This is a genomic window from Colwellia sp. MB02u-14 (assembly GCF_014076915.1).
Lineage (GTDB): Bacteria > Pseudomonadota > Gammaproteobacteria > Enterobacterales > Alteromonadaceae > Colwellia_A.
Map to the genome: position 1 here is coordinate 279743 of NZ_JACGUX010000080.1, position 15445 is coordinate 295187.

The following is a 15445-nucleotide window of genomic DNA, read 5'->3' on the forward strand; positions in this document are numbered from 1 at the left end:
CGGTATTGTATAAGCGTCAGTCAATAAATCCTAGTATTGTACGTTGCTTTTATTGCGGTTACTTTTTATAAATACTTTGTTTTGTAGTGCACCAAGCTTATTATAGGAGTGCTAGCTATATTTGAGTAGATTGATGAAATAAACCTTACCTTTTAAAATTTCTTTAATAAGACTCGACTTGGCGGTAACCTTACAGGCATTAAATTATAAACAGCCATCGTTGGTGAGAAAAATACACTTGAATACTGAGCTAAAAATTGATTTTATTAATGACATTGAGAAGATAAATGCGGGTGATTGGCAGCATTTAAAGGATTCATCTTGTCCCTTTCTTTCTTATGAGTTTTTTAAGGCGCTTGAAAAAAGCCAATCGGTAAGTACTGAACAAGGTTGGCAAGCCCATCATTTGGTCGTAACCACTGAAAATGAAGTAACGGCGATCATGCCGATGTACTTGAAAAGCCATTCGTGGGGGGAATATGTTTTTGACTGGGACTGGGCAGATGCTTATAAACGAAATAATATTCATTATTACCCTAAATTAGTGGCTACCATTCCTTTTACACCAGTGAGTAGCGATAAATTACTCTCTTCACAGGTTGAAATAAAGGCATTATTTCAGTCATTAATGGAGCATTGTCAGCGAAAAAATATTAATAGCTGGCATATTTTGTATTGTAAAGAAATAAAGGCCCCCCTGCCTAAAGATGTTTACCAGCGTAATACCGTGCAATTTCATTGGTCTAATTACGGTTATAAAACATTTGATGATTTTCTGCATACTTTTACTTCGCGTAAAAGAAAGAATACTCGTAAAGAAAGGTTATCAATTCTCGATCAAGGTATTGAAATACGTCAGCTGAAAAAAAATGAAATAACAGAAAAAGATCTCGACTTTTTTTATTTAACGTACCAACTAACCTATTTAAAAAGAGGCCATCAACCTCACTTGAACTCTGCGTTTTTTAAGCAAATATTGCTTAACATGACGGATAATATTTTATTGATTATTGCCAGTCATGACCAAGAAGATATCGCTTGCGCGCTATTTTTTTATGATGATACGCATTTATATGGGCGTTATTGGGGCTGCACTCGACACTATAATAATTTACATTTTGAGCTTTGTTATTATCGAGGTATCGAATTCTGCATTCAGCATAACTTGAAGGTTTTTAATCCCGGCACACAAGGTGAACACAAAATTCAAAGAGGTTTTGAACCCATTTTAACGTACTCTTACCACTGGATAAAACATCCTGCTTTTAAAGAGGCAATTAAAGCGTTTTGTCAACAAGAGCAAAAGCATATGCTAATGTATCAACAACAATGTCAGCAATTATTACCTTTTAAACAGGTGTTAAAAAAACATAATGAATAAGCCCTTTTCTCAAGCATGTGACAATAATAAATCACCCATTTTAAATGTTTTGAAAAAAGTGTTTTCAAGCAATAAGCATGTGCTAGAAATTGGTTCAGGCACTGGGCAACATGCTGTTTATTTTGGTCAGTATTTACCCCATTTAATATGGCAAACCAGTGATCTATTAATAAACCATCAAGGTATTAATACGTGGTTAGATGAAACACCAGCGACTAATGTACAAAGGCCTATTGTTGTTGACTTAAATCACGACTGGCCTGTGCCTAATAAAAATATGCGGTTTGATAGCGTATATACCGCTAACACATTGCATATAATCAGTTGGCCCTTGGTGATTAAATTTTTTGAGGGCCTTGCACAAAACTTAACGGCTAAAGCAAATGTCTGTATCTATGGGCCCTTTAACTATCAAGGCAGATTTTCTAGCGAAAGCAATGCTAATTTTGATCTTTGGCTTAAGGAAAGAGATATAAATAGTGGTATTCGCGATATAGAAGCCATTTTATTATTAGCAACTTCAGCGGGCCTTCATTTAGTTGATGATCATGTAATGCCAGCGAATAATCGTTTATTAGTTTTATCAAAAAAATAAGATACGCGTCAAAAACTGATGTTGTCATATAAACAGCTAAACTTTGCATACGAGGTATAATAGTAGAGCCATGAACTTATTCCCCACCTTATTAGAACAACCGATTAATCTTTTACCTTACGATGGCGAGGTCCATTATTTTGGCGAAGTTATGTCATTACTCGACTGTGATTATTATTTCAGCTGCTTGCTTAATCATAGCGATTGGCAGTGCGACAAAGCGATAGTCTTTGGTAAACTTATCGAAACTAAAAGAAAGGTTGCTTGGTATGCTGAAAAAAGTTTTCGTTATACCTACTCAAACATCATGAGAACCGCTTTACCTTTTTCACCCGTGTTACTTTCCTTGAAAGCTCTTGTTGAACAACATACCGGTGAAACCTATAATTCTTGCCTGCTTAACCTTTATCACAACGGGGAAGAGGGTATGGCATGGCATAGTGATGGGGAAAAGAATTTACAAGAGTTAGGTGCTATTGCTTCGTTGAGTTTTGGTGTCGAAAGAAAATTCGCTTTTAAGCATAAACAATCAAAAAAAGTGATTGCATTACCCTTGAAAACAGGCAGTTTATTAGTGATGAAAGGGGTTACCCAACAGCATTGGTTGCATCGTTTACCACCGAGTAAGTTGATAAAAGACGCAAGAATAAATCTAACGTTCAGAACTATTGTTGATGATTAATGTCGTGTTTACACTGCAATTTTCGATAATAAGCTAAGTTATAGCAATATAGAGTAAGGTTGTTGATACGGCGATAAAGTAGATTTGACGCTCCGTTTAATACAACTGATTATACAGCCTTAATGCAAGTTAATATTATGTCAGTGCTATGTTGATGTTAAGTGCTCTGAACGTTAATTCCCCTCACACCTTGCACTATGGATGTGAGGGTAAATTTATGTACTTGTTGTTATGTTAGCGATGTTAGTTATTTTCCAAGTGTAATATCGTTTTTATAATTTCATCAGGATGCTGAAATACCGCCATATGATCACTATTTATTAGTGGAACATATTGACCTCCCGATGCTTTGCTGATGAATTGACTCCACTGTGATCCTTCTTGCTGCCATAACAATAAAGTATCAAGATACTCTGGTTCTGCATTTTTTATATCATGAGATTCAAAGTCAGTGTCAATTACCGTGATTGGAATTGATGTTGACATTTTACTGCCTAATACGGCGGCTAAGTCGTCATGATAGTTGATGATTTCTTTCGCTCGAATAAGTTGTTTATCAATATCTGCTCTGCCTTGGCTGATTAAATCAAAATATGACCAATCCATCATATCCTTGTAGTCTAAAGGGATGAGTTCGTTGATTGTTGAACGCTCATCGTTGAGTTTATCTAACGTTTTTTGTGTCCAATTACCTTGTTGAATATGTTCGATTAACGTATCCCCAGCTTTTCGATACCAAGAGACAGGCCAGTCTTGGTAAAGGGCGATAGAATGTGGTAATAAAATGTCGGGGTCAATCCAAACCATGCCTTTAAGATGGTCTGTGACTTGTAAGGTTTGAGAGTTCTGCCATACATGAGCTAATATATTTGCGCTGGCGAAACTAACCATAATGAACTCGTCTTCATTAAGTATGGCAAGTGTTTTATCTAATGCCGGTGCAAACGATGCATAAGAAGGTTGTTCAACTAAACTACTAAAGCCATTACCGTAACGTTCTATAACATGCACACGATTGGTTCTGGCAATTAAAGGTTGTAATAGCGAATACCATGCACTGTCACTATGATAATTTTTATTAAATCCTGACAGGAGAATAATAGCGGGTCCGGAATGTTCAAGCCCCATGCTTCGCACATTTACATCTTTGCTATGCTCTTTTTCTATCCGGTATAAACTAGTGTGTTTATCGAACTTTTTTTTACTCACTGAATCAAAAAAGTTAATCACTTGTTTGGTCGTATCAAAATGAGTAAATGCCCAACTATGGCCACCATCTTCAATAGCGACTAGTTGATTAATATGGGACTCATTTTTAAAGGTATACGTTGAAATATCGTTACTTTTTTCAAATTCTACATCAGCATCAATGTTGTTTTCTTTGGCGATTAAATGAATGGCCGATTCACTTGAAATCAGTCCAAAATTTGAATGTATTAATCCTTCAAATGGCAACGTGGTATCCTTTTTACCATGGACCATCAAGTAATTAGTGCTATGTTCAATTTGACATTGCAGAGAAAGATTATCTGACATAGGTGAAGCAACAGAGGCTATCGAATTAAAATTTAGTTTACTGTTACACCTCAAATTTTGGGTGAAAAGCCCGCCTTGAGAGAAACCTACTGCGTAAAGTTCATCGTCAATAATATTGAACTTCGTTTTTACATCAGCCACTACATCTTCAACAAAACGAAGGTCGTCAATGCCTAAACGGTGCGGTTTATTACAATGACAACCTTCATTCCACTCTTCTACTTTTGACTGCGGGTAAACGACAATATAATTGTCTGAAGCAAATTCAAATTTAGTCAAACTTCGCATGCTTTTTGCGCCCTGCATAGAGCCGTGAAACGCAAGTAACAGTTTATAAGATTTTTGAGGATCAAAGTTTGTATTGGGTGTGGCGATATAATAACTTCTATCGCTTAATGTTATTTTTGTTTTATCATTTAATTGCGAAGTTGTAATACTCGCGGTCGAATTTTTTTCGTTACTATTACAGCCTAAAAGTAGCCACATAATGACGACTGTTTTTAATGAAATGTATACATATAAACGCATTGTCTTTACTCTTTTTAGATAGGGGCTCTAGCAAATCATCTATTTATTTCAGCATAAACAGATCGAGCTTATGTTTTTAATATGTTTATGTTATCTTTTAAAATATAAAGTTATTTCAATATCATAGAGATTTTATGGCTGTTCATATCGCCAATGTTATATTCGATGTAAAGCAGAGAATACTAAAAAATGGTACTCAAAGTCGAAATCTTGAACCCAAAGTTTTCAACTTATTAACAACGTTGTTAGCTGCTGACGGTCAAATTGTCACGCGTGATCAACTGATAGTAAAAGTATGGAACAATCGTATTGTTGGTGACGGAGCTATTAATAGAACGGTGTCTCTATTACGTGGACACTTTTCGGCATTAACCGATGAAGCTGTTGTTGAAACAGTGCAAACTCAAGGTTATCGATTAATAGCCAAAGTGCTTGAAACTGAGCAAGAAACAACTGAAGTTGAAACAAAATCAGCCAAAAATGCCCCGGTAATAAAAGCAATGTTTAGCTTGAAATCGATCAGTTTTATGGTAATTGCCTTACTGGTGATAATTGCCTTACTGGTGAACATGGTATTTTTGAACGATTCATTTAAGCTGAACAGTTTTACTCATCAAAGTAACCTTTCGTTAGTCAGTGGGCCATTAATTGGTTTGAAAGGATGGGAGTATCAGCTTTCAACAACCGAATCTGGTGATAAAATATTATTTCATCATTTAGATGAAAACAACAAACAATCGGTGTATTTATACGACTCTAAAACACATACTAAACAGCTTGTGTTAATGAATGCCTTTGCGGCAATTAATGGCAATGGAAAAAATATTGTTTTTTCAACAACCATTGATAATCAGTGTTCAATGGCGGTTTATGATGTATTAACAAAGGAAAAGCACACATTATTTACCTGCGATGAGCCACCAACCTCATTAGTTTGGGGACAAAATGATACCTTTTATTTTAATAAGCGTTTCAGTAAATCTCATCCATACCAAGTATTTAGTTATAATATAAAGACTAGCCGATTAAGACAAATAACAAATCCAAGCAGTAAAGATAATACCAAGGGTGATTTTCACTTCTCTTATAATAGTCAAAATAATCACTTAGCTATTATTCGTTATATTAATGAAAATAAATCCAAAATCATTATTAACGAAGCAGAATTTCAAGTGGCAGAATATACGGTAGATCTGCGGGTGAGTAACCTTGTTTGGCATCCAAATAAAAGTGCATTAATTATTGCAGATAATAATAATCTTTATGTTTTAAACGCTGACAGCCGATACCAGCCATTAAAACAACTAGCATTCAAAATTAACTCATTAGCGGTTATTCCATGTATGAAAGCGCCTTCATTATTAGTGAGTAGTTCCAGTATTGTTAGTGAAATTGTGAAATATGACATTCACAATAATCGTGATGTCGTTTGGCAACAAAGTGCACGAGCAGAGCTACTGCCGCGCATGCAAGCTAATACAAAATTAGTGTTGTCAACGCGTTACAAGAGTCATCATTGGTGGAAAATAGAAGGCAGCGAAGCAACATTAATTGATGTGAAATTACCCTTTGATTTGCAGTTCGTTCGCTATGAACTGTCTGACGACGGGAAACGTGTATTATTTACTAAACATGGTGTCGTTTTTGAGTTAGATCTCGAAAAAGGTGTTTCTGAAGCGGTATTTTCTGAGCCAAAAAGTAGTTATGTTGCCAACTATGATAAGCGTAATAAAGAAGACATTATCTATAGTAGCAACCATTCTGGACATTGGCAGTTATGGTTATACCAACGCGCTACGAATAAGCATAGTCAACTGACTTATTCTGGTGGATACAGTGGCAGAATTATTGGGCAGTATCTTTATTATTCTAAGTTTACTGTAGACGGTTTGTGGCGTAAAAAACTAGCAGAGCCAACAGAATGGCTTGTAATTGAAGATTTTAATCGCATCAATTGGCTTAATTGGCAGGTTATTAATAACCAACTGTATTTTTACCGAAAAGCTACGGGGATTTGGCAGCATGACATTGAAACGGGTGAAGAACAATTATTGATGACAAAACCTCATGATTTTGTTCACCAATATGTAGTGTCGCCTGACCAATTAAATATTTTCTGGGTACGGCTAAAACCGATTGAAGGGGATATTTATCAATATGAATTTTAGATTTTTAGTGCGGTTATCACATACCTTTCATTGCTGTTGATCGATGTATTTGTAAAAGGGTAGCAAGTGATTAAAATTAACTGCGAGTCATTGGCTGAAATTGGTAGATAGCCTGCTGAAGCGTCAATAATATCAATCGTTTCAACGTGATAACGCTGGTTTTGACCATTTTCGTCAGTCAATGAAATTATATCGTTGATAAATACCTCGTCGAGAAATGAAAAGTGACTATCTCGATGTCCGGCAACCACAAGTGGTTGCTTACTCATGGTTTGATTAAAAGGGGCAATGGCACCGACTGAAAAAGCCAATGTGGTGGCATCTCCGCCGTTAAGCACGACAACACGTTTGTTTAAACGTTGAAATAAAAGTTCTGCAATTGGGTAAGTGTCAGCCCAAGGCCAAGGTTTAATTTTTTGCTTTAAATCAATGCTTTGATGCCAACTGTAACTCATTAATTGTTGAGATAGCCATCCTTTGGTGGGTAACCAACTGGCATGGAGACAAAGTAAGCTACCGATAACAAGCAGTGAGGTTTTAATGATGCTTTGCACGGCGAAACCTCCATTTGAAGCGTTTACTTGCGAGCCAGGTAAAGTCATAGAGGATGACCAATAATAATATCGAGAGGCCGAGCATAAATTGCAACTGCCAACCTATAGCTGTTTGCGGCATAGCAACCCGCAAACTCTCGTGGGCTTGGATCACACTGTATTTAGCTTTTTCAATAGCTGATAAGCTTTTTTTAGCGAGTAACAACGTAGTTTGGGGTTGTTTTTCTACGGCGATAAAACTGGTGTACGGAGAAATTATTTGATGATCTAGCGATGTACTAATAACGGCTGATTTTACCTGTTGGCTATTAGCTCCACTGACTAGACTATCGAGCAAACTCTCTATTTTTCTTCGAGCCCAAAGTGTTGAAGTACCTTTGAATGATTGCTGGCTATTAATAATTAATTGTTGGTACCAAGGCGCCGATGCTGTATTTCCCGATAATTGGATACTCGTCATAGGAAACTGGGATTTAAGTGCAACTTGCAATGGCTCACCGAAATACAAGTCAGGGATCTTTTTAGGATAAACTTCAACGTATTGATGAACTTGATTATCGAGTATTAATTCAATGTTCGTGATTGCTGGTCGACTTATTTTTTTCATGAACGCGCTCATTTTTACTTCAATTTCTTTGTTATTTTGTATAAATACATAACTCCCTCTACCAAACTGAGCCGCTTTCTTCATAAAATAGCCATTAGGTGCGCCACCAATGCCTACGGTATATAAACGAAAATTTCCTTGAGCGTTGCTCAGTAGCTGCATAAGCTCAAATTCGTTAGCGACAGCACCATCAGTCATAAAGACTATCTGGCGAATAGCTTTTGCTGATTGCATTGCACTTTTTTTCATTATTAAGGCGTTACTCAGTGGTCGATACATTTCAGTGCCGCCATCGGCCGTCAATTCGCTAATAAATTGCTGTGCGGTTGTAATATTTTTTTCTGTAGCCATGGTAGTGAAGGGAAACAATAATTGAGTTTCGTCATCGAAAGCGATGATATTAAAGCTGTCTTTTTCGTTAAGTTGTAATATCGCTAGCTTTAAACTTGCTTTCGCTTGTTCAATCGAGGGACCTTGCATTGAACCTGAAGTATCAATGATAAAAATAATATCTCGTGCAATGACTTGTGCTTGGTCTAATTTTGGCGGAAAGAATGTGAGTAAAGTATAATGTTCCCCTGAAATTTCTTGCGAAAAGCTGCTGACTTGAGCTTGAACGCTTGGCAATAACTGCCAGCTTAAAGTAAAGCTTTTATTAGACACCACGGGCGCTTTTTTTAACGTAATATAAAAACCGTTTTGATCACTATTTAACGGGCGCATTGTTATTTGATGACTCGCACTGAAGATAGAGGTAATAGCAACGCCAGCAGTTAACTTAATAGTTATTGATGATTGACTGCGAGCTATTGGCGGATAATGTAGTGTTGAACTTGTCGTTGAACTTGTCGTTGGGTTTTTCTTGGGACCATCAGTTATTTGATGGTATGAAAGTGGTTGATACCTTTTTGTTATAGCAAGAGGCAGGCGAAAATTGAATTTATTTTGATGATAAGATACGGGCATAATGAAAGTTAAAGTCACAACAACAGTTGATTGTGCAGGGATGTTTGCTATTTTATTCATAAATAAATTAGGACGATGTTGTTCAACTAAACTTGCTTTTTTACCTTTTGTTTTCGCTTTTTTATAAACAGCTCTTGCTGTTTCTTTTTCCATTATTTTACCCACTATCTCTTTATCACCAACGCTTATTAGTAATTTTTTTACCGCGGCACCTTCCGGTAAGGGAAATTGATAGGCCCCCTCTAAGGTAATCGCATGAGGGTTAATGAATGTTTGTTGCATTGTTACATGAGCCACCAAACCATTAATTTCAACGTCGGCCTTAATATCAACAGGAAACGTTGCACGCATTGTTGGGTTAGGGTGTTCAAAATGCAGTTGAGGCCCCTCAATGAGCGAATTATCATTCGCTATCATTTTGTCCATATCCATATTATTACTTTGTGCGAATGGTATGAAAAATAGGGCGAAAAACCCGATAAGTAATAATATAAGTGATATTTTCAACCATTTATTACGACGCTTTTTACGCTGTTGTCGGTAATAATAGGAGTCTTGATAATCTACAAATTTTAGGCTTTTTTTAGAAGAGAACATGCTTTGCTCTTGTTTTTATGTGGTGTGGGTATTTAAACAAAGCATTGAGTGTTAGTGCGGGCAGTATAAGGGCGAAGTACTGACAAAATATGTTTAAAATATGGCAGATAAGGTTTTTGTTGCACGTGAGCAACACCAAGCGTAATAAATTGGCTAAGTACGGGGCGAAATTTAAGCGCTAATGATTACCTATCAGTAAATATTGATCAAAAATTACAGAATTCTTACAATTTACTCACAATTTTTATATTGCCTAATTTACTGTTTAGTATTAATTTTACCGCTTAGCTAATGAAGAGTAGGAGTGGTTAATTAAGTGTTATCATATCCTCAACAATTTAGGGTTACTTGAAAGACTTTATGCTTAAAAATTTATCAATAAAAATTTGTCTTATGTTTTCAGTAGCAATGCTTGTTGGCTGCACATCTATAGGAATGAGTGACTTATTTTTTGGTTACAGTCAGCAAATGCAACCTTCTCGTTTAGCCCAGTTAAAAGGTGAGTTTGTTACCGCAGAAACATCGATTGTATCTGTTAATAAGCATCATAATAATTATGGCTTGAGTCAATTAGAGAAAGCACGCTTGCAGTTCCTTAATAATAATTGGGTAGCGAGTCAAAAGAGTTTTGAAATAGCCTACCAGCAGGTGCAGGCACAAGAGCAAGCGGCAAAAATACAAATAAGTAATGGGCTTCAAAAGGTCAGTGCAGTGGTGACTAATGATAATGCTATTGGGTATGAAATTCCTTCATACGAACAAGGTATGCTGCATTCTTATCAAGCTTTGAATTATTTATATCAAGGGCGGTTAGAAGGCGCTTTAGTCGAAGTTCGGCGTGCTAATTTAGTTCAAGAAAATGCGCTAAAAACAAACCAAGCCGAACTTTACAAAGCTCAAGAAGCTATGGCTGATAAAGGTCTTAACGCAAATGAATTAAACACAAATTATCCATCAATGGCTGGCTTAATTGGAGAGGTTAAAAATAGTTTTCAAAATGCTTTTACTTTTTATCTCTCAGGTTTGCTGTACGAAGCAGGTAAACAGCCTAATGATGCGTATATTGATTACAAACGGGCAATAGAAATTTATCCAAATAATACTTATTTGCAACAAGATGTACTGCGCTTGGCAAAAAAATTAGGCATGCATGAAGATTATACGCGCTTTGAACAGAAATTCGGACCGTACCAAGCGGTAAATCAAGAAAACTCAGGTCAAATAGTTGTTATTTTTGAACAAGGTATTGTCAGCGCAAAGCAGGAAGCCAGTTTGAATTTACCTGTTTTTAATACTCGCGCAGATTTTAAATTTTTTACTTTTGCTTTACCCGTATATCGGGGCAGTTTATCAACATTAATGCCACTGAATATTCGTCTTGATGAGAAAAGTTATCTATCACAAGAAATTGTTAGACTTCAGTCCTTAGCGAGTAAAGATTTGCAAGAAAAATTACCAGGATTAGTGACAAGACAAGCGATCCGTTTAGTTGCCAAAGAACAAATACGTCATAATTTGAGTAAGTCTGGAGGGGATGTCGGTAATATTTTAGCAAGCCTTTATAATATAGCATCGGAAAAAGCAGACACGCGAAGTTGGTCTAGCTTACCTGACAATGTACAAATAATGAGAATAAATAATATTGAGGCAGGGCATAAGACATTAGTAATTTCGTTTGCAGGTAAAAAAGAAGTGATTAATGTTGAGGTTACGAAGAATAAAACCACTTTAATTAATTTTACCGCAATAGGCGATTACACCGGTTATCAAACTATAAATATGTAAGGAGAAGAGTATGAAAAATTTCATTAGTCTTTCAGCGTTTATTATTATCAGTTCGCTTATTTTATTTGGCTGTGCAATGCCCATAACATCAGGAGCAGGCACCAGTGAGATGACGCAAGGCGATGACTTTTCAAAGCATTTAGAAGTACATAATCCTAAATTGGGGCAACAACTAAAAATTGTCGATGTTAAGTCTAGAAAGGCAAACGGCTTATTAGAGGTTAACGTAGCACTTAAAAGTACTTATAAAAAGTCTCTGAAATTGCAATATCATTTTAACTGGTTTGATGTGCAAGGTTTTGTTGTAGAATCACGAAAAACACCGTGGCAGCCAGTTGAATTACATGGTTTTCAGTCGACAATCCTAAAAGGACTCGCACCAAATGATCAAGTTGCTTCATTTACTGTCTATGTGAGGGAGGTTCCCGAAAAGGCATACAGATACTAAAAATTTAAAATTATTACGTTATTTATTAAGGAAGTACAAATGAAAAAATTAATTATTGCTACGACTGTTGGCTTAGCTATTACGATGGTTGCTGGTTGCGCACAAAAATCGGTTGTTCGCTATGGTGATGCTACGGCTGTTGAAACAACAGACATTAACTTTGGCTCTACCGATTTACAAAAAGTAGCAGGAGATATGACAGACTCTCTATTATTATCACCTGTTGTTGGTACGTTAACGCAAAATAAACGGCCAATAATGTTTGTTGAGCGCATTAAAAATAAAACGAGCGAGCACATCGATACAGAGTCAATAACTGATTCTATTTCTACTAAATTGTTACGTTCAGGGAAATTTCGGTTTGTTGATATGGGTCGAGTAGAAGCTGCTCGTGAACAAATCAAATTTCAACAAGGTGGTGGTATGGTTGATACAAGCAAAGCCGTGCAGTTTGGTAAGCAAATAGGTGCTGAGTATATGCTTTATGGCAATTTATCAAGCATTGTGAAATCTAACAAAGACAAATCTGATGTTTATTATAAATTTACTTTACGTTTAATGGATTTAGAAAGTGGACTTGTTGAATGGGCAGATGAAACTGAGATACGTAAAACTAAAGCGAAAGAATCGGTAGGTTGGTAACACCGCCATTAATCATTTAAGGAGGATATTGTGAAAACAATTCTATTTTCTTGTTTATGTCTATTGACTGTTTTATTAAGTATACCAGCGAATGCTGATTATGACAGGAACAAAGCGGTTCCTGTTAAAAAAGTCTTGTTCGGGACTGTTCAATCAGTAAGAAATATTACTGAAGAAGAGCTCATAGAAGATAAAAATAAGGGGTGGGAAGTTTTTGGTGGCGCACTTATCGGTGGCGCGATTGGAAATCAATTCGGTAGTGGCAATGGACGAGACGTTGCAACGGTTCTTGGTGCCTTGTTAGGGGGGGCTATTAGTCATAGCAAAAACCCTCAATATCAACGCAAGACCCTTCATTTAGTCGAGTTAATGATAAAAACAGAGGAAGGTAAGTTGTTTATGGTTGTGCAATACTTAGACTCAAAAATGATTTTCCAACGTAACGATGCTATTCGACTTATCTATCTGGAAAACGGTTCGGTACGACTTGATAAGCAAATGTAGAGAGTTTACAGACGAGTAGGGATTAACTTAATGGCTACTCGTTTGCTCTTTTAAATAATGACGACTTCGATATCTCGATCAATATATTGTTCAATATACAATTGTGCAATATCGCTATTACCAAACAGCTCCCTGATTTTTCTATAAGCACAAAACTTTTGTTTTGCGAGTCGTGGATCTTTACTTTTAATAAGAAATATCCATGTTTTGACCAGTGAAGGAGGGATTCTTCTCATATTATTACTCCATCAATAACATTTGACTAAGTATAGATAATAGAGGTAAAAAAGCTAAATTTTATTTTGTTATAATCAGAATATAAAATATGTATCAATGACTTTTAATGTGAAGATAAATTGTGCTTTAAGCTAAATGTAGGCATAAAGCCGCTAGATATTATTATGTAGCGGCTATTTTAGTTTTAAACTGTCCGTTAGATTTAGTGCTGAATTCCTCGTTTATTATCTTGCCAGCCTTGTTGTAAACCGAAGGTTTTCATTGCTTGTTCAATATTAAATTTTTCTACCATTTCTACCACCTGCTCTGCGGTTTGGCGTTGCCATGGAATTTCGTCAAGGTTAGCAATACCTAAAATAGTTGCGCCCATAATGGCTGAGTTTATTTTCAACTGCCACTGGTCTACTTTGTCAAAGGTGTCTGATTGTGCATGATAGTTTGAAGCATAATTAGCATTGGCTTGGTTAGCGACTAAATTTGCAATACCTTGCATCATAAAATCATAATTATCAGTACCAACAACCGGATCGATAACTTGGCTGAATGGACCTAATTCAGCAACTGGATGTAAGACACTGTCAACAGATGCTTTGATTTCTTCTCGACCATTAATAAAAAAGCCTGAAATAGCCCCCGTACCAATATCTATGGTGGTAGCTAAAATATGATTATCTAACTCATCTATGTGTGTTTGCGTATACCCCCACGAACCGTACATACCTTGTTCTTCACCATTAAAGAGTACAAAGCGGATGGTGCGTTTAGGTACAATACCCAGTTTTTTGATTTGACGTGCAAGGTCAATGACTAAACTCACATTTGCGCCATTATCTAATGCGCCGGTCCCTAAATCAAAAGAATCTATATGCGCTCCTATCAAGACTATTTGTTCTGGGAAGGTGTCACCTGTTATTTCAGCGACAACATTATTAGCTTGATAAGATTTTTCACCTAATATATTTATCTTTGCGGTTAACTTAAGTGATTCGCCTGAATTGATTAAACGCTGAGTACGTTGAGCACTTTCTCTTTCCATCACAACAATAGGTAACTTGTTATCAACCCCAGAGCTTGGTAAGTGTCTATATAATAGGTTTTTTGGCCGTGAAGACATATAAATAATACCTGTGGCCTCTACAGCTAACGCTCTTTCTTCAATCGTTACGGCATTGGTATACTCTTGAAAAAGGCCATTAATGCCAATTTTATCATCCAAGATGTCGGTTTCAATAAGGAGCCATTTGTCTTTGAGATAAAGGTCGGTATTTACTTTTTCAAAATCAGACTCTGTGCCTTTATTTAGGTTAACAATTATTGCCGTAAGGCCTCGATAATGTGTCTTTTTAGTGAACGGCATAGCAACTATGCGTGGTGAAAAATTTATTTGGCGATTAAACACTTTAGCACTAATCGTTTTCTCTGACCAAGCCCGTGGCATTGTGAAGGGCTCTTTTTTTGCTGTTACACCGGCTTCATGAAATTTTTTCAACGCCCAGTTAACCGATTTTTTATTTGCCTGTGTGCCTGTTAAGCGGCCACCAATTTCATCAGTGAGTTGTTTTAAGTCACTAATAATCGGTGTAGGTGCTTTCAATGTGGTAATTAAGTTTTCAATGTCACTATTAAAAATCGACGTTGCGTAAGCCGCATTCATTAACAATGTAGGAATAAGCACTAAAGGAATAATTTTTTTCATAGGATTTCTTTTAATTTTTACCTATTCATAACGCTTGATGAATAATCAGTCAAGTTTGTTTTAGGTTTTACACGCATTTTCATATAAACATTCAACTAATGTGTCAGGAATTAGTTACGTAGTACATACCTTGACATCATTGATAAGACCACTTTTTAGAATGAAATATCTGATGGTGACTTTAATTTATTGTTATATTTGAATTTTATTTAACAAAGGTAATTTTTATACTATGTACAGACTAAAATTAAAAAACGCTCGAAAGCGCTTTTATTAGTTTTTTGTTAAATGTTCATATTTTATGAGATCACTTGATGCCCAGCATTGAACATCTTTACGTTCGTTTAGCTGTGCTTTCATTATCATAACGATAACTTTCATTGGCTTGGTGTCTTCATCATCAGTTTGTCGAACTAATGACGTTGTAATTAATCAGTTTTCCTTAAGCCACCATGATATTGTTACTTAAATACTTAAATACTTACATACTTAAATACTTAACTACTTAAATCCTATGGA

At 36.1% G+C, this 15445-nt stretch carries 13 protein-coding genes; 8 read left to right on the top strand and 5 right to left on the bottom strand.

Annotated features, from left to right (window positions below; translation table 11 throughout):
- The first annotated feature begins 178 nt into the window (after window positions 1-178).
- From H4J52_RS14110 to H4J52_RS14120, 3 genes are all read left to right on the top strand, one after another.
- Window positions 179-1381, top strand: coding sequence for a GNAT family N-acetyltransferase (locus H4J52_RS14110; protein WP_259366699.1), 1203 nt, complete (start codon window positions 179-181; stop codon window positions 1379-1381).
- On the top strand, window positions 1374-1976 hold the full coding sequence (locus H4J52_RS14115; protein WP_182181235.1) for a DUF938 domain-containing protein: 603 nt from the start codon (window positions 1374-1376) through the stop codon (window positions 1974-1976). The genes H4J52_RS14110 and H4J52_RS14115 overlap by 8 nt, the downstream gene beginning before the upstream one ends.
- 70 nt (window positions 1977-2046) lie before the next feature.
- Window positions 2047-2658: an alpha-ketoglutarate-dependent dioxygenase AlkB gene (locus tag H4J52_RS14120; RefSeq protein ID WP_182181234.1), complete on the top strand. Its 612-nt coding sequence runs from the start codon at window positions 2047-2049 to the stop codon at window positions 2656-2658.
- Between the two features lie 243 nt (window positions 2659-2901).
- Here the strand turns inward: H4J52_RS14120 and H4J52_RS14125 are convergent, their stop codons facing one another.
- Complete coding sequence (locus tag H4J52_RS14125) at window positions 2902-4722, bottom strand: alpha/beta hydrolase (protein WP_182224967.1); 1821 nt, start codon at window positions 4720-4722, stop codon at window positions 2902-2904.
- A 134-nt stretch (window positions 4723-4856) separates the two neighbouring features.
- On the opposite strand from H4J52_RS14125, the gene H4J52_RS14130 reads away from it, so the two are divergent.
- Window positions 4857-6890: a winged helix-turn-helix domain-containing protein gene (locus tag H4J52_RS14130; protein WP_182224969.1), complete on the top strand. Its 2034-nt coding sequence runs from the start codon at window positions 4857-4859 to the stop codon at window positions 6888-6890.
- On the opposite strand, the gene H4J52_RS14135 is transcribed toward H4J52_RS14130, so the two are convergent.
- Complete coding sequence (locus tag H4J52_RS14135) at window positions 6887-7444, bottom strand: class GN sortase (protein WP_182181231.1); 558 nt, start codon at window positions 7442-7444, stop codon at window positions 6887-6889. The genes H4J52_RS14130 and H4J52_RS14135 overlap by 4 nt on opposite strands.
- A complete protein-coding gene (locus H4J52_RS14140) occupies window positions 7428-9614 on the bottom strand; it encodes a marine proteobacterial sortase target protein (RefSeq protein ID WP_182224971.1) in 2187 nt (728 codons plus the stop codon). Before H4J52_RS14140 ends, H4J52_RS14135 begins: the two co-directional genes overlap by 17 nt.
- Window positions 9615-9974: 360 nt before the next feature.
- On the opposite strand from H4J52_RS14140, the gene H4J52_RS14145 reads away from it, so the two are divergent.
- The 4 genes from H4J52_RS14145 to H4J52_RS14160 are packed head-to-tail and all read left to right on the top strand — an operon-like array spanning window position 9975 to window position 12993.
- On the top strand, window positions 9975-11399 hold the full coding sequence (locus tag H4J52_RS14145) for a COG3014 family protein (RefSeq protein WP_259366701.1): 1425 nt from the start codon (window positions 9975-9977) through the stop codon (window positions 11397-11399).
- Between the two features lie 10 nt (window positions 11400-11409).
- Entirely contained in the window at window positions 11410-11847 is a 438-nt protein-coding gene (locus tag H4J52_RS14150; protein ID WP_182181229.1) for a YcfL family protein, read from the top strand.
- 39 nt (window positions 11848-11886) lie between these two features.
- The gene (gene lpoB, locus H4J52_RS14155) at window positions 11887-12489 is read left to right on the top strand and encodes a penicillin-binding protein activator LpoB (protein WP_182181228.1); all 603 of its coding nucleotides are present in this window, start codon (window positions 11887-11889) and stop codon (window positions 12487-12489) included.
- 30 nt (window positions 12490-12519) lie between these two features.
- Complete coding sequence (locus H4J52_RS14160) at window positions 12520-12993, top strand: glycine zipper 2TM domain-containing protein (RefSeq protein ID WP_182181227.1); 474 nt, start codon at window positions 12520-12522, stop codon at window positions 12991-12993.
- 50 nt (window positions 12994-13043) lie between these two features.
- On the opposite strand, the gene H4J52_RS14165 is transcribed toward H4J52_RS14160, so the two are convergent.
- Window positions 13044-13229, bottom strand: a complete 186-nt coding sequence (locus H4J52_RS14165) for a hypothetical protein (RefSeq protein ID WP_182181226.1) — start codon at window positions 13227-13229, stop codon at window positions 13044-13046.
- A 203-nt stretch (window positions 13230-13432) separates the two neighbouring features.
- The gene (locus tag H4J52_RS14170; protein WP_182224973.1) at window positions 13433-14926 is read right to left on the bottom strand and encodes a M28 family peptidase; all 1494 of its coding nucleotides are present in this window, start codon (window positions 14924-14926) and stop codon (window positions 13433-13435) included.
- Window positions 14927-15445 lie beyond the last annotated feature (519 nt).